The organism is Clostridium tarantellae (assembly GCF_009295725.1).
In the GTDB taxonomy this organism is placed as follows: domain Bacteria; phylum Bacillota; class Clostridia; order Clostridiales; family Clostridiaceae; genus Sarcina; species Sarcina tarantellae.
Genome location: NZ_WHJC01000017.1, coordinates 1 through 26,479 on the forward strand (window position 1 = coordinate 1; position 26,479 = coordinate 26,479).

At 26.8% G+C, this 26,479-nt stretch carries 18 protein-coding genes and 3 pseudogenes; 2 read left to right on the top strand and 19 right to left on the bottom strand.

Going from position 1 to position 26,479, the window contains the following annotated elements; genetic code table 11:
• Positions 1-224 precede the first annotated feature (224 nt).
• The 9 genes and pseudogenes from GBZ86_RS02785 to dnaE form a co-directional block, all read right to left on the bottom strand.
• Positions 225-1,016 carry an SDR family NAD(P)-dependent oxidoreductase gene (locus tag GBZ86_RS02785; RefSeq protein ID WP_152887528.1) on the bottom strand — a complete coding sequence of 264 codons (792 nt, stop codon included), beginning with the start codon at positions 1,014-1,016 and terminating at the stop codon, positions 225-227.
• A 126-nt stretch (positions 1,017-1,142) separates the two neighbouring features.
• The gene (locus tag GBZ86_RS02790) at positions 1,143-1,499 is read right to left on the bottom strand and encodes a DUF1540 domain-containing protein (protein ID WP_152887530.1); all 357 of its coding nucleotides are present in this window, start codon (positions 1,497-1,499) and stop codon (positions 1,143-1,145) included.
• A gap of 424 nt (positions 1,500-1,923) precedes the next feature.
• The gene (gene pyk, locus GBZ86_RS02795; protein WP_152887532.1) at positions 1,924-3,342 is read right to left on the bottom strand and encodes a pyruvate kinase; all 1,419 of its coding nucleotides are present in this window, start codon (positions 3,340-3,342) and stop codon (positions 1,924-1,926) included.
• Positions 3,343-3,444: 102 nt separating this feature from the next.
• Positions 3,445-4,404 (bottom strand): 6-phosphofructokinase, encoded by a 960-nt coding sequence (gene pfkA, locus GBZ86_RS02800; protein ID WP_152887534.1) that lies wholly within the window; start codon positions 4,402-4,404, stop codon positions 3,445-3,447.
• Between the two features lie 429 nt (positions 4,405-4,833).
• Positions 4,834-6,084 (bottom strand): annotated as a pseudogene (locus GBZ86_RS02805) (helix-hairpin-helix domain-containing protein); the annotation flags it as partial.
• A 452-nt stretch (positions 6,085-6,536) separates the two neighbouring features.
• A pseudogene (locus tag GBZ86_RS02810) lies at positions 6,537-7,136 on the bottom strand (DNA polymerase III subunit alpha); the annotation flags it as partial.
• A gap of 131 nt (positions 7,137-7,267) precedes the next feature.
• Positions 7,268-8,137 (bottom strand): HNH endonuclease signature motif containing protein, encoded by an 870-nt coding sequence (locus GBZ86_RS18130; RefSeq protein WP_234885109.1) that lies wholly within the window; start codon positions 8,135-8,137, stop codon positions 7,268-7,270.
• A complete protein-coding gene (ltrA, locus tag GBZ86_RS18135; protein ID WP_234885110.1) occupies positions 8,085-9,155 on the bottom strand; it encodes a group II intron reverse transcriptase/maturase in 1,071 nt (356 codons plus the stop codon). Before ltrA ends, GBZ86_RS18130 begins: the two co-directional genes overlap by 53 nt.
• Positions 9,156-9,848: 693 nt before the next feature.
• Positions 9,849-11,570, bottom strand: a pseudogene (gene dnaE, locus GBZ86_RS02825) (DNA polymerase III subunit alpha); the annotation flags it as partial.
• Between the two features lie 329 nt (positions 11,571-11,899).
• Here dnaE and GBZ86_RS02830 point away from each other — a divergent pair.
• Positions 11,900-12,394 (top strand): RNA polymerase sigma factor, encoded by a 495-nt coding sequence (locus tag GBZ86_RS02830; protein WP_170272139.1) that lies wholly within the window; start codon positions 11,900-11,902, stop codon positions 12,392-12,394.
• Position 12,395: 1 nt separating this feature from the next.
• On the top strand, positions 12,396-13,940 hold the full coding sequence (locus GBZ86_RS02835; protein ID WP_152887540.1) for a zf-HC2 domain-containing protein: 1,545 nt from the start codon (positions 12,396-12,398) through the stop codon (positions 13,938-13,940).
• A 165-nt stretch (positions 13,941-14,105) separates the two neighbouring features.
• Here GBZ86_RS02835 and GBZ86_RS02840 read toward each other — a convergent pair whose 3' ends face one another.
• The 10 genes from GBZ86_RS02840 to GBZ86_RS02885 form a co-directional block, all read right to left on the bottom strand.
• The gene (locus tag GBZ86_RS02840) at positions 14,106-14,927 is read right to left on the bottom strand and encodes a hypothetical protein (RefSeq protein WP_152887542.1); all 822 of its coding nucleotides are present in this window, start codon (positions 14,925-14,927) and stop codon (positions 14,106-14,108) included.
• A 207-nt stretch (positions 14,928-15,134) separates the two neighbouring features.
• A complete protein-coding gene (gene whiA, locus GBZ86_RS02845; RefSeq protein ID WP_152887544.1) occupies positions 15,135-16,085 on the bottom strand; it encodes a DNA-binding protein WhiA in 951 nt (316 codons plus the stop codon).
• A 17-nt stretch (positions 16,086-16,102) separates the two neighbouring features.
• Entirely contained in the window at positions 16,103-17,431 is a 1,329-nt protein-coding gene (locus tag GBZ86_RS02850; protein WP_152887546.1) for a gluconeogenesis factor YvcK family protein, read from the bottom strand.
• Positions 17,428-18,312, bottom strand: coding sequence for an RNase adapter RapZ (rapZ, locus tag GBZ86_RS02855; protein WP_152887548.1), 885 nt, complete (start codon positions 18,310-18,312; stop codon positions 17,428-17,430). The genes GBZ86_RS02850 and rapZ overlap by 4 nt, the downstream gene beginning before the upstream one ends.
• A 225-nt stretch (positions 18,313-18,537) precedes the next feature.
• Positions 18,538-19,629, bottom strand: coding sequence for a histidinol-phosphate transaminase (gene hisC / locus GBZ86_RS02860; RefSeq protein WP_152887550.1), 1,092 nt, complete (start codon positions 19,627-19,629; stop codon positions 18,538-18,540).
• 240 nt (positions 19,630-19,869) lie between these two features.
• The gene (gene murB, locus GBZ86_RS02865; protein ID WP_152887552.1) at positions 19,870-20,784 is read right to left on the bottom strand and encodes a UDP-N-acetylmuramate dehydrogenase; all 915 of its coding nucleotides are present in this window, start codon (positions 20,782-20,784) and stop codon (positions 19,870-19,872) included.
• Positions 20,785-20,951: 167 nt separating this feature from the next.
• On the bottom strand, positions 20,952-22,823 hold the full coding sequence (uvrC, locus tag GBZ86_RS02870) for an excinuclease ABC subunit UvrC (RefSeq protein WP_152887554.1): 1,872 nt from the start codon (positions 22,821-22,823) through the stop codon (positions 20,952-20,954).
• 14 nt (positions 22,824-22,837) lie between these two features.
• Positions 22,838-24,304 (bottom strand): peptidoglycan D,D-transpeptidase FtsI family protein, encoded by a 1,467-nt coding sequence (locus GBZ86_RS02875; protein ID WP_152887556.1) that lies wholly within the window; start codon positions 24,302-24,304, stop codon positions 22,838-22,840.
• The gene (locus GBZ86_RS02880) at positions 24,305-25,531 is read right to left on the bottom strand and encodes an FtsW/RodA/SpoVE family cell cycle protein (RefSeq protein WP_152887558.1); all 1,227 of its coding nucleotides are present in this window, start codon (positions 25,529-25,531) and stop codon (positions 24,305-24,307) included. It abuts the gene before it with no gap.
• A 13-nt stretch (positions 25,532-25,544) separates the two neighbouring features.
• Complete coding sequence (locus tag GBZ86_RS02885) at positions 25,545-25,982, bottom strand: FHA domain-containing protein (protein WP_170272140.1); 438 nt, start codon at positions 25,980-25,982, stop codon at positions 25,545-25,547.
• Positions 25,983-26,479: the final 497 nt, after the last annotated feature.

Here is a 26,479-nt window from a genome sequence, read left to right on the forward strand (position 1 = left end):
TCCTTGTAAAATTAAGTTTTGGTCGGCAAACCTACTATTATTTTACATCGGAGGTTTTATTTTTTTCTACTCATAGCTATAAGCTTTTTAGAACCACAGGTAAAACCTGTGGTATTCATTAATACAATAAAAAACACAGAATTTTAAATGAATATTTAAAATTTCTGTGTTTTTAATATTTGTTCATGTTTTATCTTATTTTTTTAAATCTATATTATAAAATTTTACTCCATTAGTTCCCATCCTTTAATAGCAAATTTATAATAAATAGACTTGGGAATAAATTTATTTAAATGATATATAAATTTATTGCTTATTCCAGGTATAACAATAACCTTTAAATCTTTTTCTATATTATTCAATGATATATTTACCACTTTATTAGTAGTCATCCACCTTATTAATCCTTTATTCTTTAATATATTTTCATCCATTTTTAATCTACTATGAAAATGAGTTCTGGTAAATCCAGGACAAAGACCTTGTACTTTAATATGGTATTTTTTTACTTCCATAGCTAATGATTGAGAAAAATTTATTAAAAAAGCTTTAGTTGAACAGTACATAGCTGAGCTTGGAAATGTATTAAAAGCAGCTACAGAGCTTACATTTACAATATATCCCTTTTTATTTTTCTTCATAATTTTAATTAAACCATGGCATAATTTAACCGTAGCTATTATATGTAAATTAATCATTTCTAATTGATTTTCATATTTATCATCTGTAAAAGATTTTTCCGCTCCATGCCCAGCATTATTAACTAAAAATTCTATATTATTCTTTTTTTCTAAATAAATCATAAATTCTTCCACTTCATTATCAATAGCTAAATCTATAATATACGTTTCAACATTAACTTTTGTTTTATTTCTTATTTCTTCTGCTACTTTTTCTAATTCTTTTATTCTTCTACCAGTAATTAAAATATTATACCCTTTTTCAGCTAATTGATTCGCAAATTCTTTTCCTATTCCACTAGTTCCCCCAGTAATAATAGCTAATTTATCTTTCATAAACTTACCCTTTCTTAAAATTATCTATAATTTATATATCTAATTATAACTTTAATAATTTTTAAAAACAAAAAAAATTATTAAAAACACATTATATTTTTCAATGGTTTTTAATAATTTTAATTATTATTTATGAAAAAATGTTTCACATTCTGTATTTTCTGAAGTATTTGCATTATCACCTAAAATTCTTATATCTGTGGAGGTACATTTTAATCCTATGTTATATGTACAATTAGTTACATTACAATATATATGATGTACCACATCAAAATCTGGATTTAAAGCTTGCATTATTGAACCTACATAATTAGTATTAAATGTGTTTTTTAATGCATTGATAAAAGTTCTAGGTGCAAAAGTTTCACACATAGTTTCACTTTTACAATTAGCTTTTTCTCCTTCTATATGTAAATTAAAAGCTGTACATAATGAATTAACATTATTTACACAATTATATGCAGTACAAATTAATCTAGCCAAATATATCACCTCTTGTTATTGATATACTTGTATTATTTGTTTATTTTTATATTTTATACTTTATATTATAAATGTAATATAAAAAATCTGCTTTGCAGACCGCCTCCGGCACTTTATTAAATTTATCCACAGATTTTTAAAATTATAATTTCCTAAAGAATAAAAAAATACTTAATGCTTATGCATTAAGTACTTTTTTAAATTGGAACAGTTGCCATTTATTCCTATTTATATTGTTACATAACTTGTTAATATTATACACAATTATAGTAACTTTTTTAGATTTTATATGTTAAATTTTTGTTAACTTTAATAGTATACTGAAATTAATAAAATTTATCAATATTAATTTTATATTTTATTTTAAATAATAAAAAGTAAGTAGAAAACTACTTACTTTTTACTATTTTTTGTTAAAGTAAAATTACTTAACTTCTGTTACTCTTAATAAATTAGTATTTCCAGTTTCATTAGCTGGTATTCCTGCTGCCATAACAACAGTATCTCCTACTTTAACGAAACCACTTTCTTTAGCTACTAATACTGATTTTTCCATAATTTCATCACTTGAAGTCATGCTATCAGCAATTACTGGATATACTCCAAAAGTTACAGCTAATTTCTTAGCAACTCTTTCATTTGTAGTTACAGCTATTATTGGACAATCAGGTCTGCATTGAGAAATTCTTGATGCAGTAGCACCTGATTTAGTTGCTGATACTATTGCAGCAGCTTTTAATTCATGTGCAGCATTACAAGCTGCTCTTGATATAACTCCTGGTATAGCTGGTATATGTTGTTTAGCTTTTGAAGTAGCCACTTCATAGCTTAATAATGTTTCTGCTTCTTCAGCTATTTTAGCCATTGTTTGAACAGCTTCTACTGGCCAGCTTCCATTTGCAGACTCTCCACTTAACATTATTGCATCTGTTCCATCTAATATAGCATTAGCTACGTCTGAAACTTCTGCTCTTGTTGGTCTTGGGTTTCTGATCATAGAATCTAACATTTGAGTAGCAGTTATAACTGGCTTACCAACTATATTACATTTTTCTATTATCATTTTTTGAATAGCAGGAACTCTTTCCATTGGAATTTCAACTCCTAAGTCTCCTCTTGCTACCATTATTCCATCTGAAGCCTCTATTATTGAATCAATGTTATCAACACCCTCTTGATTCTCAATTTTAGAGAATATTTGAATGTCTGCTCCACCATTTTGTGTTAAGACTTCTCTTATAGCTACTACATCTTCAGCTTTTCTTATGAATGAAGCTGCTACCATGTTAACTCCCATTTCACAACCGAATTTTAAATCTGCTACATCTTTTTCAGTTAATGCTGGTAATTTTATTGAAACTCCTGGAACATTAACTCCTTTATGAGTTCCTACTAAGCCTGTATTTTTAACTACACAGTCAACTCTATTTCCCTCAATTGCTTTAACTTCTAATCCAACTAAACCATCATCTATTAATATAGTATTTCCTGGTTTAACATCATTAGCTAATCCTGTATATGTTACAGAACATTTAGTTGTATCACCTACAACATCTCCTCCAGCATATATTGAAAAATTACTTCCTGCAACTAACTCAACTTTACTTGGCTCGAACTTTCCAGTTCTTATTTCAGGTCCTTTAGTATCTAATAATACAGCAATTTCTTTACCATATTTTTTAGCTAATTCTTTAACCTTATTTATTCTTCCTGCGTGTTCTGCATGGTCGCCATGTGAGAAGTTATGTCTTGATGCATTCATTCCTGATTCAATTATTTTTGATAATACTTCCTCATTATCACTTGCTGGTCCTATTGTGCAAACTATTTTTGTCTTTCTCATTAACAACACTCCCTCGTTATAATTATAAGTTCACCCTAAATTTGAATATATATAATAAATTAATTATTATTAAAATTAAGAAAATTTAAAAATCAATAAAATTTATTGATTTATTGCATTAGCTATATTATATAAATCTACATCAAATGTTCTTTCCATAGCTAAAGCTTCATCTATATCTTGATCAAAAATTTTGTTATCTTTTATTCCAATAACTCTTGAAGTTTTACCTTCCATTAATACTTGAACTGCTTTAGCACCCATTCTTGAAGCTAAAACTGTGTCCATAGCAGTTGGATTTCCACCTCTTTGAATATGTCCTAAAATTGTAGCTCTTGACTCAATTCCAGTAACTTCTTCAATTTCTTTTGCTAGCTCTTCTGCTCCGCCAACACCCTCTGCTACTAAAACTATATTGTGTAACTTTCCATTTAATTTACCTTGTAATATTGTTTGGATTAACTCATCCTTGTTAAATGGCATTTCAGGAACTATTATTGCTTCTGCACCACCTGCTATACCTGCATATAAAGTTAAATCTCCACAATTTCTTCCCATTACTTCTATAACAGAAACTCTTTCATGAGAACTTGAAGTATCTCTTAGTTTGCTTATTGCATCTAATACAGTATTTAACGCAGTATCAAATCCTATAGTGTAATCTGTATAAGCTAAGTCATTGTCTATAGTTCCTGGTAAACCTACAGTTTTAACTCCTAATTTAGATAAAAGTTTAGCTCCTGTAAATGATCCATCTCCACCACATACAACTAAAGCGTCTACTCCATAAGCTTTTAAAATAGCTGCAGCCTTTTCTCTAACTTCTTCCTGCTTAAACTCTTTACATCTAGCAGTTCTTAATACAGTTCCACCTCTTTGGATAATATCTGAAACAGACTTTCTGTCCATTTTAAATAATTCTCCACTTATTAAGCCTGCATATCCTCTTTGAACACCCATTACTTCAATTCCATTGTGTAAAGCCATTCTTACTACAGCTCTTACAGCAGCGTTCATCCCTGGTGCATCTCCACCACTTGTTAAAACAGCAATCTTTTTCATAGTATTCCTCCTCCACACTAGTAGGTCTTTTTTAGACCCACTGGGGTTAAATATTACCCATGTTATCACATTAAAATTTGTATACAAAAACTTTATACCACTTAACATACTTTTATAATTAAGCTTGTTAAATTATTTATTTTATTATGTATCAAAAATTTATAATTTTTTAATTACTTAATATTATAATACCACACCATTATTAATTTTACTTAAAGTAAAGGTCATTTTCAACCTTTTTATGTAGAATTAAATAAAAAAACATCGATATCTTAGAAATATACCTTTATTTATTATAGCCTATTTTTCAATTTATATGTTTTCATTTTAAAAATTTATATTAAAGCTTAAAAATTCGGTGCTATATCTTTTTTATAGTTAATATTTATATAAAATGTAATATAGCACCTTAAATTAAAAATAATTTACTTATTCTTCATTAATTAACTTTATATTCTCTTCTCCAAATTTTTCTCTAAGAAAATCTATTACATTAGTATCTAAATCCACCCAACATTCTCTAGATAATCTAAAGCTTCTTCTTTCTTTAGCAGCAACAATATAAACTGACGTATCTCCTTTAAATTGATTTAATAATATTTTTAAAGCTTTATTAACAGCTCTTGCTCTTTTTTCATCTTCTACTCTTATATAAACTTTTGAAGAATTTATTTTTTCTAAAGGAGTTATTTCTTCACATAATACTTTAGGTTGCTCATCCTCTTTAAGTGTAACTCTTCCCTTTATAATTACTAAACTATCCTCATTTATAAGAGCATTGCATTTTTCTAAAGTTTTAGGGAAAACTACTCCTTCTATAATCCCACCTAAATCTTCTAGTTTTATAAAAGCCATCAGTGTGTTATTTCTTGTGACTTTTCTAGAAACCTCAGAAATTATACCTCCAAGAATTATTCTATCATTATCTTTAATTTCAGCTTCATTTAAGGCTGCTTCTAGACTAGTACTTTCTTGAAGTTTTTTATGTTCATTCATTATTTTAGATATTTTAATTGATGTTTGCATTTTTAAACTTTTTTCATACTCATCTAAAGGATGACCTGAAAGATATAATCCTGTCATTTCTTTTTCCATAGCAAGTGTATGCTTTTTATGGAATTCCTTTATATTTGGGTAAGAAATTTGTAAACTTGTGCTTTCATCTTCTTCTAATGCTCCAAACAATGACATTTGACCATCTATATTTTTTTTTCTTTGAGATAAAACTCCATCTATTATTCTTTCATAAATAGCTAATAGTTGGGATCTAAATGCTTTAAAGCTATCAAATGCACCTGATTTTATTAAACTCTCTACTGCTCTCTTATTTATAGTTCTTAAATCTACTTTATTACAAAAATCCATAAGATTAGAGAAACTTCCTTTATCTAATCTAGATTTTACTATACTTTCTACTACATTAACTCCTACATTTTTTATAGCAGCTAATCCAAAACGTATAGTATCTCCTTTAACCGTAAATTTAGAATAACTTTCATTTATATCCGGTGGTAATACTTGAATTCCTAAAGATTCAGCTGTTCTAATATATTCTGCAACTTTTTCATTAGTCCCCATTACTGAATTAAGCATTGCCGCAATGGTTTCTACTGGATAATATCGCATTAAGTATGCCGTTTGAAAGCCTATAACCGCATAGGCTGCTGCATGACTTTTGTTAACATCTTAGTTGCTATAAGGTATTTACCCCTATACTTAATATTTCTATTAAGATCGGACTATATCATTACCCAAATACTATTTGGGTACAAGGCACTCGTGGATATTTCATCATATAAATTAATTACTTAGATTACTTTATCTAGTCTCTGAACCTTCACCCTATTTCTAGGATACTTGGCTGCGGATTAACCAATTCTTAAACTTTTTACTTTCTCTTAGGTGATTAATCTAAGCCCTTAACTCTATTACTAGGTTAAGTTAGTATTTAAGACTCTAAGATTTTCCCCGCAATTCACCTTGTTTTCTTTACAAATTACTTCGCAAAGGCACTTAATATGTAATTCCATTTATCATATTTTCTATATATAACTTTTCTTTTTCATAAAATCACTCAAATGTATTTTTACACATAAAAGGAAAATTATACATATATAACAAATGTTATATTACTTACAAAATGCATAACTAGCGAAATCCATCATTGCATCAAATATCTTATTAGCTGCTTCTTCAGATACACCATTTCTTACACATCCCGGAACTTCAATCTCACCATTTTCATTGACTATTCCGTTTATAAAGTTCTTTCTTTCTTCCTCCATAACTTTATGCTTTTTCTTAGACATAGCTCTTCTAACCAAGTCACTCCTACCCATAGAATAACCAGCTAACTTTCTAACTATTTCCATAACCTGTTCCTGATAAACCATTACTCCATAAGTTACATTTAATATATCTTCTAATTTTGGATGCATATATTTAACATTTTTTATATTTCTTTTTCCTTCTATATATCTAGGAATTTCAGCCATAGGACCTGGTCTATATAATGAAATTCCAGCTATAATATCCTCTAAGCAGTCAGGCTTTAACTCCTTCATGAAGGATACCATACCAGCACTTTCAAGTTGAAATACTCCTGCTGTTTTTCCTTCTCCAATCATTTTATAAACTTCTTTATCATTGAAATCTAGATTATCTAAATCTATTTTTACACCTCTATTTTCTTTTATCATATTAACTGCATCTCTCATAACAGTTAATGTACGAAATAGCGATAGGTAGGTTTCTTCATCAGCATTACCTGTTACGACTACTCCCTTTCCCCCGCTTCACACCGTACGTGATAGTTTCCAATCATACGGCGTTCCATCGTCTAATATATATTAAATTGATTTGACTATATTACCTTCGCTTTAGAAGTTTTCCAAGTTTTAACTTCTAACCACATTCTAACATCATCTTCTTTTATAATTTTTGTTTTAGCTTCTTTTCTTAATTTATTCAAATTATTAAGTACCCTTTTGATTGTATTTTGTGATTTAGCCAGTATATGAATATATTTTTTAATAATCTCTTCATCTGTTGCATGAACAAGTATATGAACATCTTTATGAAGTATTCTAAGATTATCATATTTATCCGTTCCACCGTATTTGCGTGGTATCTGATGATGACAGTGCATTTCGTCTATTTCTAAAGGTATTTTAGTTACTTCACATTTCATACCTGTCATAGATGCCCTCGACACTCTATTATCATTATATTCAACTGTTTCATATGGATTATATCTTTCACTTAACTGCAAAATTATAAGCTTTGTATTTTTCTTTAGTGATTTAGTGCTTTTTTCCCGCCCATCTTTTGAATAATCATTTATATTCTGATTAAAATTCATACTTGAAGTATGTTTTATAAAGTGTACTGGATATATTGCCCTACCACATATTACCCAACTATAACTTTTGCTTTCACCGTAAAACTGTTTGAATGCTGAATCCTTTTCTTCCTCATTTGGGACTTTATATTTTGAAATCTTTTTAAGTCTATTAAAGATAAATCTATTTACATTTCTTGCTATTATTTTAAAATCCAAACTTACATAAGTTGCAACTTTGTAGTATTCGTGAATACCTAAAATTGTACTATTAAAATCTGTTACATATTTGATATGTTGACATTTTTGTAAGTTCCGAATCTTATGTTTAATAGTTTCTTCAGCTTTTATTCTTCTCTTTTCTGATAATCTTGATTGTGCTACATATCCCATGTTTACTTTTCGGTCGTCTAATTACTTTTATTCTGATTCCTAAGAAATCTGAATAGTTTTTTCTTAGATTTACTATTTTAGATTTTTCTTTGCTAATATCAAGTTTCAATCTCTTTTTCAACCATTCTTGTACTGCATAAAATATTTTTCTTGCTACATTGTAGTTTCTACAAACAATTTTAAAATCATCTGCATATCTTATTATGAAAATTTCTTTTAACTTTGTTTTCTTCATAGCATTATACTTATTAAGTTGTGTATATTTATGTTTAGTTGGATGTGATTCCCATTGAGAACTAATCCACCAATCAAGTTCATTTAATACTATATTTGATAATAAAGGTGATAAAATGCCACCTTGAGGTGTGCCCTTTTTCGGAACGCCTTCACCTTGTATAGGTGCTTTTAACATTTGCTTTATTATTTTCAATAGTTTAAAATCTCTAATTCCAAGTCCATACATTTGCTTAATAAGTTTATTATGATTTACATTGTCAAAGAAACCTTTAATATCCACATCTACTACATAGTTTAATCCTCCTTGATTAACAAGGCTATTTAATCTTGCAATAGCATGTTTTGTACTTCTATTAGGTCTAAATCCATAACTGTGAGGGTGAAATTTTGCTTCACAAATTGGTTCTAAAATCTGTTTAATGGATTGTTGTACCACTCTATCAATCATTGTTGGAATTCCTAAAGGTCGATAATCACCATTATCTTTAGGGATAAATACCCGTCTTACGGTATTAGGTTTATAATTATCTAATCTATTTTGGACTTCCGTAACGTATTTTTCCAAAGAAGTTTCTTTAATATCATTGATATTCTGATTATCTGTTCCACAAGTTTTACTCCCTGTGTTACTTTTAATCATTCTAAAAGCTAATTTGATGTTATTCTCACTCTTAATCAAATTCATAAGATTATAAAAATTTTCATTATCTTTTGATTTGCTATAAAGTGAATCAAATATATTTTGCATTTGGTAATACTGATTGTATCTATATACGTTCATTTCGCTGGGCAAACCTCCTTTAATGGTGGTCTTTTCCCTGTCATACTCGAAAAGCAAAATATCTGTCATTTAAATTTAATATTATTATACGACTAAAGCCTATCCCTCCACTACTTATTATCATAGCTTCACAGGTACTGTGGCTTCACTCTCACTAACATAAAATAGCTTATAAATTATATCCTTTCACTATACCTATCCCGCATCTACGGTTTTAATTAATAGTTGTTAGCTTTCTACGTTCCATAATTCTTAGCATTGATAAAACTTAGGTTTCTTCTTTAACCCCGTTTGTTTATATTCTCATAGTTGAATATAAGGAATTTCATATAGGCCACTTTTACTTTTCCCTAACAAACTCACCGCCACGGTGTATGTAAATCATCTCAGACTTACATTCTTCCTCAGGAGCTGTACACTCGAAGATTCGTCGATGGATTTGACAATCCACATTCTAACCTTATTTTATCGCCACCCGCCTACTCTGTACCTCCATTGAATTCTATTGGTATTCGACGACTTCACCCAGCTTTACACATTATCTATTAGATGATATTTAATGCATATGGGAGTATTAGTGTGATGTTTTGAGCAAACATGACTGCTCTCATTCCATTCATCAGAATTATAGTTTTCTAACAAGTTATCCTCGTTAATTATTTCTAATTAACTTTCAAACTAACGTATCGCACGCCCTAAGAAATCCATTTTTAAAAGACCAAGTTCCTCTAGTGTAGTCATATCAAATTGAGTTACTATGGACTCTTCATTTTTTTGCAGTGGAACATATTCTACTAATGGCTTAGCTGCTATAACAACTCCAGCTGCATGAGTTGATGAATGTCTTGGTAATCCTTCTAATTTTCTACTTACATCAATAAGTTCCTTAACTCTTTCATCTGCATCATATACTGCTTTAAGCTCCGGATTTAAATCTAGAGCCTTATTTATAGTTATACCTAGCATTGTAGGAATCATTTTTGCAATTCTATCTACTTCTCCATAAGAATAATTCATAGCTCTTCCTACATCTCTTATACAAGCTCTTGCTGCCATAGTTCCAAATGTTATAATTTGAGCTACATTAGATTCACCATACTTATCTACAACATAATCTATAACTCTTTGTCTTCCTTCATAGCAAAAGTCCGAATCTATATCAGGCATGCTTACTCTCTCTGGATTAAGAAATCTCTCAAAAAGCAAACTATATTTCATAGGATCTATTTTTGTTATACCTAATGTATATGCAACTAAAGATCCAGCTGCACTTCCCCTACCTGGTCCTGTTGGTATACCATTATCATTAGCATACTTAATAAAATCCCAAGTTATTAAGAAGTAATCTACATATCCCATCTGCTTTATTACATCAAGCTCATACTCTAATCTTTCTACATCTTTTTTAACTTTGCTATTAGTTTCACTTATTTCATAAACTTTATCTATATCATAACTTCCTCTAAGTTCCTTTAGCTCATCTATTCTATCTATAAGACCTTTAAAACAAGTTTCTCTTAAATAAGAAAAGGGCTCTACTCCTTCTGACAAGGGAAATTTCGGAAGCTTTGATACATGAAATTCATAATCAAAATTACATTGCTCTGCTATTTTTAGTGTATTTTCTAAAGCTTCCGGAATATAAGAAAACATATCCCACATTTCCTCTGGAGATTTCAAATAGAATTGATCTGATGGATATCTTCTTCTATTTACATCATCCACAGTCTTCCCTGTCTGTATACACATTAAAATATCATGTGCTTTTGAATCTTCTTGGTATATGTAGTGAACATCATTAGTAGCCACTAAGGGGATTTCTAATTCTTTAGAAATTCGAATATTTACTTCATTAACCTTCTTTTGTTCCTCCATACCATGATTTTGTAGTTCTAAATAAAACCCATCTTTAAAGGTTTCTTTATAAAATAAAGCTACTTCCTTTGCCTCTTCAAGATTATTATTAAGTATAGCCTTCTGAACTTCTCCTCCTAAGCAAGCACTTAAAGCAATTAAACCTTCAGAATGTTTACTTAAAAAATCTCTATCTATTCTTGGCTTATAATAAAATCCTTCAATAGATGCCGTTGAAGCTATTTCCATTAAATTTTCATATCCTTTTTGATTTTTAACCAACAAAACCAAGTGATATATTTTGTTATCACTATCATTATTTTTTATATGCATAGATTTAGGCACTACATATATTTCACAACCAAGTATAGGCTTAACACCTAGAGCTTTTGCCTCCTTATAAAAGTCAACACATCCATACATAACACCATGATCTGTAATAGCTATACTATTCATATTAAGCTCTTTTGCTCTTGATATAACTTGTGATACTTTTCCAGAACCATCTAACAAACTATATCCTGAGTGAAGATGCAAATGACAAAATTTTTTATCCCCCAACATCTCACATCCTTTCTTTTAGATAATAAGTTTACTTATTATAATAAGATTTTATCATAGTATAAATGAATATTATAACTTAATTTTTTACCTTTTCCACCTATTTAAACCTGAATAATAATTATATCTTTTAAATTAGTTCAATACTTAATAACTTATATGTATTTCCTTTAATTATTTCTTACTTATTTAAGTAAGCATACAAAATAAATTAAAATTATAGAAAGTTTATTTTAATTTTATTATAATATTTTTATAAATTTTGTAACTTTTCAATTTTTTTCAAGTCTATAATAATGAATACTTTAATGAAAGGAAGGAATAAGTGTTTGTCAGATGTAAGGGAACAAATATATTTAAACTATAAAAAACAGATATTTAATTATTTTTATAAGGCAACACTTAATTATCATACTGCTGAAGATCTTACTGAAGATACTTTTTTTAAAATTTTTAAAAGTATAGATACTTTTAGAGAAGAAAGTAGCTTAAAAACTTGGATTTTTAAAATTGCTAGAAATACTTTATGTACTCATTTTGCCAAAAATAATGATAACATTATCCATGATAATGAAGAGATTATGAAATCCATACCTAATTTAAATAATGATTTTGATGCATTAGAAAAGCAATTATTAATTAATGAAGTTATGTATAAATTGAAGGAAGAAGAACGTACCATAATTATTTTAAGAGAAGTTAATGGTCTTTCTTATTTAGAAATATCTAAGGTTATGAATTTTACAGAAGGCAAGGTAAAAATAGGGTTACATAGAGCTAAAAAAAAATTTAAAGCACTTTATTTAAAAGACTTGGAGGGATAATGTGAAATTAAATTGTGAATTAGTTAAAGATTTATATGTATTGTATGAAGAAAATGAATTAAGTGAAATTACAAAAGAATCTATAAAAGAACATTTAAAAGAATGCTCTAAATGTAGTAATATTTATAAATCTGGAGATTTTTTAAATAATGAATTAAATTACTCTCTAGAAGATATTTCAAGCAAAACCGATAAAAAACTTTTACTGACTTTAAAAGTAAATAAACTTAAAAGATTAATATACTCTATTATAATAGCTATATTAATAGCCTTATTATTAATTTATTTTAATAACCGAAGAAATCTTACTAAAGATTTAAATTATTTTTCTAACGCTATATCTAATTTAAACTCATGGGTAGGATATCAACCAAATGAACCTATATCACCATCTAACTATATAGTATCAGTAAATTCTCAAATAAATAACATTAATAGAGAATATTCTATGGTGTATAGAAATTTAAATTTATTTGAAAAAAATCAAATTAAAGAAAATTATAATGGTCATATTAATAGAGATATTAACAGTATTAATTTAATTAATACTGATGTTGTTACTATAATGACAATGTTAAACGAAAAATTAAATTTAAATGCTTTTACCTCTAAGGATGAAGAACTTTCCTTAAAACTTAGTAATTTATTATTAAATTTAGAACAAGCTGTACAAAACTCTAGTAAAAAAACTTCAAAAAAATTATTTGCTAATACAGAAAAGTTAAAAACAGCTTTAAATGAATTAAATAATTTTGCTACTTCATATGTTAATTACAATAAATCTTATGAAGAACTTTCATTCTTATCTAAAAGACAAATAGAAGAAAAACTTAAAAATATTTTTGGTACTATTATAAAAAATATTATGGTTAAAGATACTTCTTCACCTTTTAATTACAACTTTGAAATTATATTTTTAAATCAAACAAAATTAGTTGGAGAAATTGATTCAGTTTTAGGTAGAATTATTTCATTAAATAGTGAATTTAATGAAAATTTTTCAAAAGAAATAATTTTATCTCCTAATCAAGCTGAAAAATGGGTTAAAGATATTATTATAAAGAACTTTAATAATGAATTTGATGTTAATATTGAATATTTAGGTGAAAATTTAGGTGTTACTAATCATACAGATAAAGAATCTCATTATTATAATTTTAATATTCAACCTAAGTTTAATGGATATAATATATTTTCAAGTATTAATCCAATAATTAATGGTTATACAGGAGAATTAGATCTATATTCAAAGCCTTTAAAGTATAAAGATAAATTTTATATGTTAGCTTCGCCTGATAATTTAAAAGTAGATGTTGAATACTCTAAAGAAGAAGCTTTGAACCAATTAATTTCTAATGATTCTTCTAAATGCAATTATATTTATATAAATACTATATTTATTCCTTCTCTTTTAACAAACAACTATGAATTAGTACATTATTATATAGATAAAACTAATAAAGATAAACCTTTATTATTTATTAATACATCTACTGGAAAGGAAGATTTTATTTCTTTAATCTCAAATTATAAATATTCTTTTTAAATTAAGCTTAAATAATAAATTTTATTATTAATACTTAAGCTAAATTGTTAAAAAGTTGAAAATATTATACTAATTTATATAATTATCACTTTAAAAATCTATAAATACTTAAAGTAATAATTAAAATAATTTAGATTAAATATTTTCAACTTTTTTTAATTAAATCTAATGTTTTTTTGATTGTAATATTTGAGTAAAAAGATTTTTTATAAAGTTTTGTGTTTTATCTATTCTTAAAGAAATCTTATCTTCCCTTTCTTTTATATGAGATTTTATATCATTTCTTACTTCGTTAACATTTTTTCCAATATCTTCTCTTATATCTTTTCTTATGTTGTCTAAATTCTTTTGAGCATCTGTTCTTATATCTTGTCTAATATTTTTTAAATCTTCTCTTATAGCAGGCCTTATAGATTGGATATTTTCTTTTCTTGCTTCTAATATATTTCCTAACCCATTTTTAAAATCATCTATACTTCCATTAACACTTTGAATTTTATTTGATACCTTATTAATATTATCTTCAACATCTTTTCCCTTTTGAGAAAAATCATTTAATTTATCTATAATATTTTTTGCTTCAATATTATTTAATACAACTTCTAAACTATTTTTAGTTTTATTTTTATTATCTTTTAATTTTTTCATACTATCAGTTGCATTGATAAGATTATTTTTTATATCTGTTGATTTTGATTTTGCTTCATTTGAAATATTAGTTATGCTACTAGCAAAATCTTTCATAGCTTGTTTAAGTTCATCACTATTAATACCTTCTTGTAGCTCATCATCCAACTTTAATTTATTTAATTCATGTAAAGTTAAATTATTATTATCTTTTTTAACACTTTCTTCTTTAGCTTTTGAAACCGTAGTATCTTTTAATACTTTACTAATATCTTCATCATCATTATTATTGCAACCTATTAATGATACAGCTGTTATTATAACTAATAAAAGCACCATAGAAATATATTTTTTCTTCATTTTTCTCCTCCATATTTTATACTGTTCAGTCTAAAACTATTAAATATATTATAATACTAATTTAATAAAATTCTCAACATTTATTATTATTTATTATTAAGCTATGTAAACATTAAAATAGCACCAATACTAATTAATCCAATTAATATTGATGCTATACAAAATATTATTTTTTATTTTTAATTACAATAAGAATACTAAATGTAATTAAAAATTCTCTTCTCTTAGCTCTTCAGCTATTTTTTCAATTTTTCTTAATCTATGATTTATACCAGATTTACCAACTGGAGGTTCTAACATTTCTCCTAATTCTTTAAGGGATTCATCTGGATAATTTAGTCTTAGCTCTGCAACTTCTCTTAAATTTTTAGGTAATCTGGCTAAGCCTATTTCTCTTTCTATTAACTTAATGCTTTCCACTTGTCTTACTGCAGCATTTACAGTTTTACTTAAATTAGCAGTTTCACAATTCACCAATCTATTTACATTGTTTCTCATTTCCTTCATTATTCTTATATTTTCTAATTCTAATAAAGCTGAATGAGCTCCTATTATATTTAATAAATCAACTATTTGTTCCCCTTCTTTTATATAAATAATAAAACTATTTTTTCTTTGAATTACTTTTGAATTTAGTCCAAAACTATTTATAATTTTACTTAATTCCTCAGCATATTCCTGAGAATGAGTAACAAATTCTAGATGATATGTCTTCTCTGGATTACTAATACTTCCGCCTCCAATAAAAGCACCTCTTATATATACTCTTCTTTTTTCATCAGTATCTATTAATTCTTTATCTATACCATAATCTAAAGACATAATTCCATCTATTTCTCTTAAAATCCCTGTTTCTTTCAGTAGTTCCTTAACTCCCATTTCTTCAGTTATAACAACCATATAAATGTTGTTCTTCTTTAAAGAATTACTTTTTTTAACCATTAATTTTGAATGTATATCAAAATAATCTTTAAGAAGAGTAAATGTTAACCTTGCTGATGCTGGATTTTCTGTAGTTATTTTAAAACTTATTTGTCTACCACTAAAAGCTAATGTACCACTTACTTTCATTATAGCTGAAAGTTGTGATAAAGCTTCGTCTTTAGACATTTCTATATATCTACAAATTTCTCCCTTAACCTTTGCTGAAAATGACATGATTGCTCCTTCCCTTATTACCTTTTTCCATCTTTAATTCGTTTTGTAAGATAAATATACTCTAAAATTTTCTTTCTATCGTATAGAAGTTGCTTTTCCATAACAGTTTCAATAAGTAATTGTGCTAAATACTCTGAATTATGTCTAACATAACTATTCCTAATATCAGTTAAATCACCTTTTATAACCTCAATTCCCATTTTATTCAACTGTTCTATATCTAATTGTACTAATTCTGATTTTTCTAAAGCATACTTCTCTTTTAAACCTTCCGGTATATCTTGTTCATTAGCTATTATACAATCAACTATATCTTTTCCACAATGGTTAATTAATACCTTTAAATGAGCTGATGCTTCAAATCCATCTGTTTCACCTGGTTGCGTCATTACATTACATATGTACATTTTAAGAGCATTACTTTTTTTAATATGCTTATTTATACCTTTAACTAAAAGATTTGGTAGCACACTTGTGTATAAACTTCCTGGTCCTAATACGATTGCATCTGCATCATCTATAGCTTTTAAGGCTGCATCTAGTGCCTTTGCATCCTCTGGTAAAATTCTAAGTCTTTTAATAGGACTATTTTGTTCTAAAACTTCATCACCTATTATAGACTCTCCTCTTACTCTATGACCATTTTTAAGTTCTGCTTCTAACACCATATCTTCTAAAGTAACTGGTAGTACATCTCCTTTAACAGCTAAAACAGAGCTCATTTTCCTAACAGCATCTTCAAAATTATCAGATATTCCATCCATAGCTGCTAAAAATAAATTTCCAAAATTTTGTCCTTTAAGTCTACCATCTTTAAATCTATATTCAAGCAATTCTTCCATTAAAGGTTCCGTATCTGCAAGTGCTAATATGCAATTTCGAATATCTCCTGGTGGTAACATTCCTAAGTCTTCCCTTAAAATTCCAGAACCTCCACCATCATCACCCACAGTAACAATAGATGTTACATTTGAAGTATAATATTTTAATCCTCTTAACATAGTGGATAATCCGGTTCCTCCACCTATTACCACTATTTTAGGACCTTTTACTAATAATCTATCCTCATCAATTAGATCTTCAATATTTTCATCAAAAGTAATATTTATATATCCCTTATTAACCAAAGCTACAACTGACTTTACACATTGAGCTATTGATTTATATATTATAAGCATGGAAATTATAACCAAAATCACAATTAAAACTCTATCTGATATAGTATTAACATTATTTTTTATGATTAAATTAGTTAATACTAAAACCAATATAGAAATACCTATAAAAGATGAAAAAACATACCTTTTAACTTTAATCCCTGGTCTTAGAAGCTTAAGAAACATCATAGTTTCTTAGCTCCTTTATTAACATCTTCATCTATATCTCTATGTTCTACACCTACATTGTAATCACTTTTTTTAAGTTCTTTATATAAAGCATTAGCAATAGCTACTGATCTATGTCTTCCACCAGTACATCCAATTGAAATAATCAATTGTCTTTTCCCTTCTTTTACATAATTAGGAATTAAAAATTCTAACATTTCCTTTAATTTTGGTATAAATGTTTTCGTTTCTTTTTGAGATAATACGTATTGTTTTACTGGCTCATCATTACCTGAAAAAGGTTTTAATTCTGGTATATAAAAAGGATTTGGTATAAATCTAACATCAAAAACTAAATCTGAATCTGTTGGAATACCATACTTAAAACCAAAGGACAGCACAGTTATTGAAATTGTCTGTTCTAGTTCTTTTCCATCTCCATAAAGCACATTTATTTTTTCTCTTAAATCTTTAATGGCATACTTAGATGTATCTATTATGTTATCAGCTCTATCTTTTAACTCTCTTAATCTAGCTCTTTCGTTGCTTATTCCTGTTAATACCCTTCCATCTGGTGAAAGCGGATGACTTCTTCTACTTTCTTTGAATCTTTTTACTAAAACTTCATCTGATGCTTCTAAGAAAAGAATTTCATATTTAAAATTACTTTGTTTTAAATACTCTAAGCTTTCAAATAAATCATCAAAGAATATTCCGCCTCTTATATCTATAACAAGTGCTACTTTATTTATCTTTCCTTGACTTTGTATACAAGCTTCTGCAAATTTAGGAATTAATTTTGGTGGTAAATTATCTACACAAAAATATCCTAAATCCTCTAAGCTTCTAGTTGCCTGAGTTTTTCCTGCTCCTGAAAGTCCAGTTACTATTACAAATCTCATGCCATTTCCTCCTTAAACATCTCTTAATTAAATTATATCATATTAAATAATTATATTAGTTAACTTAAGTAAATAAGTAAAATCCTTAATTATTTCATTTAGTTATTTTATTATAAACTAAAAATTATTTAATTAAAATTAATATAAATAATAATTATCACTATATTTTATAAGTATTATAAAATATAGTGATACGTATAATGTAATTAGCTGTTAAACTTAAAATTATTTTTTTAAATATTCTTTAATAAGATTTACTAGTTGTCTATTTTCATTTTCCTTACCTATACTTATTCTTAAATATCCTGGAACTCCTAAAAGATATCCAGGTCTTATTATATATCCTCTTTTTAAAAGATAATTAAATAAATCTTTATCATCACAATTAACTTTAACCATAATAAAATTTGCTTGAGACTTTATATATGATAAACCTAGTTTATCAAACTCTTTATACATAAAATTCCTTTGTTCTTCATTAAATTGTTTTACTAAACTTAAAAAATCTTCATCTTTAATAGCTTCTATAGCTGCCACTTGTGCATATAAATTAGTATCAAATGAATTAATAACTCTATTAAAATATTCTACTAGCTCCTCATTAGCTATTCCATATCCAATTCTTAAAGCTGCCAACCCATAAGCTTTAGAAAAAGTTCTAAGTATTATTATATTAGAATACTTCTTTAATAAGCTTAAAGAATCTGGATAGTTTTCATCTGTAACATATTCAACATAAGCTTCATCTATTACTACGAAAACGTTTTTAGGAATTTTATCTAATACTTTTTTAAGTTCATATTTTGTAAATATTGTTCCAGTAGGATTGTTAGGATTACAAAACCATATTATCTTAGTTTTCTTTGTAATTGCATTTACCATTTCTTCTAAATTAAAAATAAAATTTTTAACAGGTATTTTTATACATTTAGCCCCCATCAAATTAATATTTGTTTCATATCTTGGAAAAGTTATATCTGCTACTATACTTTCATCATCTTTATCTAAGAGTGTATTGCATATAACCCTTATTAATGAGTCTGAACCAGCTCCACAAAATATTTGCTTTGATTTTACATTTAACTTATTTCCTAATAAATTTTTTAGTTCATAACTTGCTGAATCAGGATATAAATAAGTATCCTTTACTAAAGCTTTTAATGCATCCTTAACTTTTTTAGAACAACCTAGTGGATTTTCATTAGAGGCCATTTTAACAATATTATCTAACCCTAACTCTCTTTTTACTTCAGTTATTGATTTACCTGCTACATATTTTTCAATCTTTAAAATTTCTTCTCTAACACCATATACCATAAATAAACATCCTTTCACAAAAATTTATTTATAATATATTATCATAATTTTTACAATTAAGGTATTATTTTATTTTGTCAAAAAATTAAAGGTTTATAAAATAAACTTTTATAAACCTTTAATAAACAATAATGTAAATAAATTTTATAAATAATATTATACTTATTATTGTTACTAAAATATTTAATTATTATATGTTTCATTTTAAAATACTATAAAGTATTTTTATAACATTTTAAATTATTCTCTTCCTATAATCCTAACTTCTGTATGGAGCTCAACATCAAATTTATATTTAACTGCTTGTTGAATATGTGCTATAAGATCTAATATATCTTTTGCAGTAGCTCCTCCTTTATTTATAACAAAGCCCGAATGTTTTTGAGATACTGCAGCTCCTCCTATAGAAAATCCTTTTAATCCTGAATCTTGAATTAATTTCCCAGCAAAATGTCCTTCGGGTCTTTTAAAGGTACTTCCTGCTGATGGAAATTCTAAAGGTTGCTTCTCTTCTCTTTTATTAGTTAAATCATCAATTTTTTCTTTTATATTATTATAACTTCCCTCTTTTAAAGAAATTGTAGCACTTAAAACTATCAATCCTTTTTTCATAGCTGACGAAGTTCTATAACCTAATTCTAGTTCCTCTTTATTTAAAACTGTTATATTTCCATCACTATCTATTACTTGAGCTTCTTTTATAACATTAGCCATTTCCCCATTATAAGCTCCTGCATTCATAAAAACGGCTCCACCTATACTTCCAGGAATACCACAAGCAAACTCAAAACCAGTTAAATTATGTTCTAAAGCTTTTTTAGATACATTAGATAATAATGCACCACTTTCAACAATTATCTCATTATTCTTTATTTTTATTCTGTTCATTTTACAGAATTTTATAATTACACCATCTACACCACCATCTTTAACTAAAAGATTGGAACCATTACCTAAAATAAAATAAGGAACATTATGCTCTTTACATAGCTTTATGGTATCAGCTACCTGTTGTTCATTAGTTGGCGTTACCAATATGTCTACTGGTCCTCCAACCTTAAAATATATATGCTCACTCATTGGAGAATTTAAAACAACATCTTCCTCTTTATAAAAATTATATAATAACTTACTAAATTCCATATATTGATTCATGCTCAAACTCCTCAAACTTATTACTTAATTATTAGTACCCTAATTTAATAGTATAAATTAATTATTAACTAATTTTCAATATTTTTTACAAATTCCATGAAATTTCTTTAATTAACTATAATAATTCAACTACATTATATCATTTTATTGTTATTTGTTAAATGTTGTTACTTTTTTGTATTTAAAAAATATGCTTTTATACTTTCAGCAGCTTTTTTATCTATACTTGGAGTATCTAACAACTCTTTAATAGATGCAACTTTAATCTTTTCCACGCTACCAAATTTTATAAGCAAAGCTTTTCTTCTTTTTTCTCCGATTCTAGGAATATCATCTAAAATAGAATGAAGTGTTCTTTTATCTCTTAATGATCTATGATAAGTTATAGAAAATCTATGTACTTCATCTTGTATTCTTGTAATTAAATGCATTAAATTAGAAGTTCTTTTTATGAATATTTCTTTGTTATTATATATAATTCCTCTAGTTTGATGTTTATCATCCTTAACTAAACCACACACTGGAATATTTTCTATTCCAAATTCTTTTAGAACTTCTAATGCTATATTTACTTGTCCTTTCCCACCATCCATCATTATTAAATCAGGGAAAATACAAAATTTACCTTTGGAATATTCTAATTTTCTTTTCTGTATATTTTTAATTTCTTCTAGTCCATGAGAAAATCTTCTACTTAATATTTCTTTCATACTACCATAATCATTAGCACCTTCAATAGTTTTTATTTTAAATCTTCTATAATCAGAATTTTTGGCTTTTCCGTTCTCAAATACTACCATGGTTCCTACAGAATCTACTCCCTGTATATTAGATATATCATAAGCTTCAATTCTATTAGGTAAATTTTCTAAAGTTAATGTTTCTGCTAATTCACTTAAAGTAACTTTATTTAACTCCTCTTCTTTTATCATTTTATATTTAAATTGATCTAACATTATTTTAGCATTATCTTTAACCATATTTAGCATATTTTTTTTATCTCCTTTTTTAGGAGTTTTTATCAATACTTTAGAACCTCTTTTATAAGTAAGAAATTTTTCTAAAAGTTCTAAATCAACTATTTCTGGTACATAGATAGTTTTAGGTATCTGAGCAGTTCCACCATAAAATCTTGAGATAAATTCACTTAATAATTCTCCTATGGCTTCATACCCAGTATTTTGTAACATAAAATCTTCTCTTCCAGTAACCTTTCCATCTCTAAGAAAAAATATTTGTACACAACTATCCTTTTCATCAGAAAAAATATTTATAAAGTCTTCATTGCCTTCTTTTATAGTAAACATTTTTTGTTTTTCTATAATAGTTTTTATAGATATTATTTTATCTCTAATACTAGCTGCTTTTTCAAACTCTAAATTTTCTGAAGCTTTCTCCATTTTATCTTTTAAAGATTTAGTAATAGAACTATCTTTACCATTTAATATATGTATTATATCTTCAATCATTTTTCCATATTTAGCTTTAGATATATAAGCACCACAAGGCGCTTCGCATAAATTAATATGATAATTTAAACAAGGTCTTGTGGTTTCTTCTCCCTCTTTTATTGCTTTTTTACACGTTCTAAGTGGAAATATTTTTTTTATTAGTTCCATAACTTCATATACAGCAGTTCCATTAGTATATGGCCCAAAATACTTGTTACCATCTTTAGCTAAGTTTCTTGTTACATACACTCTTGGAAAGTCTTCATTAGTTGTTATTTTTATAAATGGATAAAATTTATCATCCTTTAAAGCAATATTATATTTAGGACTATATTTTTTTATTAAGTTACCTTCTAATATTAATGCTTCCATTTCAGAATCAGTAATTATATATTCAAATTCAGCTATATTTTTCACCATAGATTTAACTTTTTCTGAGTGATTTTTAGAATTTTGAAAATACTGTCTTACTCTATTTTTAATAATCTTAGCTTTGCCAACATAAATTATCTCTCCTAAAGAGTTTTTCATGATATATACACCTGGCTTTTCTGGTAACACTTTTAAATGATGTTGAAAATCAAACATAGTCCTAATACCTCCTATTTTCCTAATGCTGCTCTCATTACTTTAGCTCCTATTTGAGATGCTATTCCCGAACCTGCTCCACCTTCTTCAACTATTACAGCTACTGCAACTGTTGGATTATCTACTGGAGCAAAACCTATAAACCAAGAATGTGGTGTTTGTAATTTTCCGTTTTTTTCCCATTCAGCAGTACCTGTTTTTGCAGCTGCATTTAATCCTTTGAAAGAAGTCCACCTTCCATTTATCCTATCATCTACAACACCTTTCATATAATTTTTTATTATAGATGCATTCTCTTTAGAAATAACTCTTTTTATTTCTTTAGGTGCTATAGTCTCTACTACATCTCCATCTTTATTTACTACTTTATTAACTAAATGTGGTTCCATCATAACTCCATTATTTGCTATTGTAGATGTAATTAATGCCATTTGCATTGGAGTTGCTAAAATAGAACTTTGTCCTATACCACTTCTTGCTATATTACCTTTTTCAGCTTTAGGTAGTGTTGGGAATATACTATTATCAATAATAACTCCATCTGATGGAATTCCTAAATTAAATCCATAAGCTTCAGAAGTTTTCTTCAAATTAGAATTTCCAAGTTCCATTGCTAATGTTCCAAATACTACATTACTAGATACTGATAATGCTTTCTTTAAACTTATTGACCCATATGCTGCTCCGTTTTCATTAGGTAATGGTTTATTATTACCGCCAAAATCTATTTTACCTGTATCATTAAATGTTCTATCTACTATACCTGTTATATTTTCAAGGGCTGAAGATAATGTAACAACTTTAAATGTAGACCCTGGAGGATACATACCTGAAACCGCTCTATTTATCATTATATGATTATCTGCATTTGAATTAGCTGCTTTCATGGCATTATCTAAATCATTTGGATTAAAAGTAGGTTTTGATACACTTGCTAAAATCTCTCCTGTTTTAGGATTTAAAGCTACTACAGCTCCCTTATTATTTCCTAATGCATCATAAGCTACTTGTTGAACTTTAGTACTTAATGTTGTAACTAAACTATTTCCTATTTTTTTATCATCGGATTCTCTATTTTTAAAATCTTTTTTAAAATTAAAAGATTTTAAAAAATTTTTCAAACTAGTACTATCATAATTAATTAATTGTGAATCATATAATTTTTCTAATCCTGTTAATCCATACTTAGGATTAACATACCCTAAAATATGTGAAAATAAATCACCTTTTAAATACTGTCTAGTTTGAGTTAATGCACCAGTTCTTTCTCCTGAAGTAAGAGCATTTCCATCTCTATCATAAATCGTTCCTCTTAATACCTCATTTCTCTTTGCCCACAATCTATTATTACTAGGCATTTGTGCTATCTCTGGAGCTTTAAATAAATTAAAGTAAGTAATATAAGTTATTAATCCTAATAATAAAATTAAATAAACAACCATTACTTTTCTAATATTACTTGATAAATCAGTTTTCTTCATTTATTTATGCCCCTCCTCTGAAATTTTTTGAAGTATTCCTAATGCAAAAAACATTGTTAATATAGATGTTCCTCCATAACTAACAAATGGTAAAGTAATTCCTGTTAAAGGTATTATTGAAAAAATCCCACCTAATATAACTAAAACTTGAGCAACTATAAGAGTACTAAATCCAACTGCATTTAACTGTGAAAAATTATCATCAGTACTTAAAGCTGCTCTCATTCCTCTATAAAATAGTAGAAAATATATTAATGTTAATCCTATAGAAAATACCATTCCTAATTCTTCTGATATAACAGCATATATATAATCTGTTTCTCTTATAGGTATAAATCCTGGATATCCTTGCCCAAGACCTGTTCCTAAAAATCCTCCTGCTGATATAGCATAGAAACCTTGTACTATTTGATAACTTTGATCATTTGCATATTTCCATACATCTTTCCATATCATAACTCTTTTTCTAACATGACCAAACATAAAATAACTAGCTATTCCACCTAATGCAAATAATCCTAAACCTGCTGCTACATATTTTGCCTTAGAAGTTGCTATATATAACATTGTTATAGATACAAAAAAGAATAATAAAGCTGATCCCAAATCTCTTTGTAATACCATAAAACCTAAAGAGTACATTACAACTAAAGCAGGCTCTAATAGCTGTTTTAACTCTTCTTTAAAAGTATTTTTTGATTCATACTTCATTAATGCTGATGAAAGATATAATATTAAAAATATCTTACCTATTTCAGAAGGTTGAAAACCAAAACTTCCAATATATACCCAGTTTTTAGCACCTAAAGTTTCTTTTCCTATTATAAAAGCCATAGTCATAAACACTATAGTTAATCCCATGTATAAATACTTATATTTAGAAAAACTTTTTAAATCAGGTAATACTATAACTATGAGCATATAAACTGCTATTCCTAAACTAAACCAAACCGTTTGTTTCATGGCTACTTTAGGATCTAATCTATACAGTACTGCAATACCAACTACAGCTAAAATAGCTGAAAAAATTAATATATACTTATCTCCATCTGGATAAAATTTTCTTATTATAAAATGTGAAAATCCTATTATTACTATTAATATAGCTCCTAATATTAGAGCTTTTGTATCTACGGGAGTTTTTATTATGGCTAAGTTAATAAATAAAGCTGCACATAATAAATACACCATCTTTAAAATTCGTTTTTCATACTTTAAAGTATTCATTATTCCTCCTTCATTAACCTATAACCTTAAAAACATTACTACCTAATCTAATAGTATCATTAATTTTTAATCTTACTCTTCCAGTTACCTTCTGTTCATTTACATAAGTTCCATTAGTACTTGCTAAATCTTCTAAATAAAATTCATTATTTCTAACATAAATTTTTGCATGATAAGATGAAACAAATCTATCATTAAGTACAATAGAATTATCCTCTCTTCTTCCTAATGTTATGGTAGTTGTTACAGGGATTACCGAGCCAACCTTAAGATCACTAGCTACATCTGCTGATAATATCTCTAGCCCATGAGCTTTTTGAATCTTTCCTCTTTTTTTCTTTCCCCCTTTTACGTCTTTATACATTATTTTTAGAGCATAATATATTATAGAATATAGTATTACTATAAATATTACTGCAAAGACTCCACTCATTAATTTTGTAAAATTCATTTTTTCACCTCAACACAAGTATAATAATTATATTTTATATTATATATTGATTATACAATAAAATAATTACAATTTCATATTATTACTAAAAATCAACCGAAATTTGTAATTTTTTGATTTAAAAAGTAAAAATAAATTTTTATAATTATTTTTACTTTTAATATATATTTTACTGAAAACCTTATTAATACTCTTAATTTTTTTATTAATTAATTTTTTATATTTTGAAATAAAAATTTAATTAACTTTATTTTTAACTTTATTTTAATTAATATAATATAAATTTTTTTATAATTAAAACCTAATTTATAAATTATCTTGTTATTTTAATTAAATTTACCAAAAAACTTTTAATTATATATATTGTAATATTAAGATTGAATTATTAAAATTTATTTTTTATCAAATTCTTTTTTTCTAACTTTAAAATATAAATATAATTTCTTTAATACAAAATATATATTATAAATTCCTAAAAATAAAAAAAAGCTATAAGG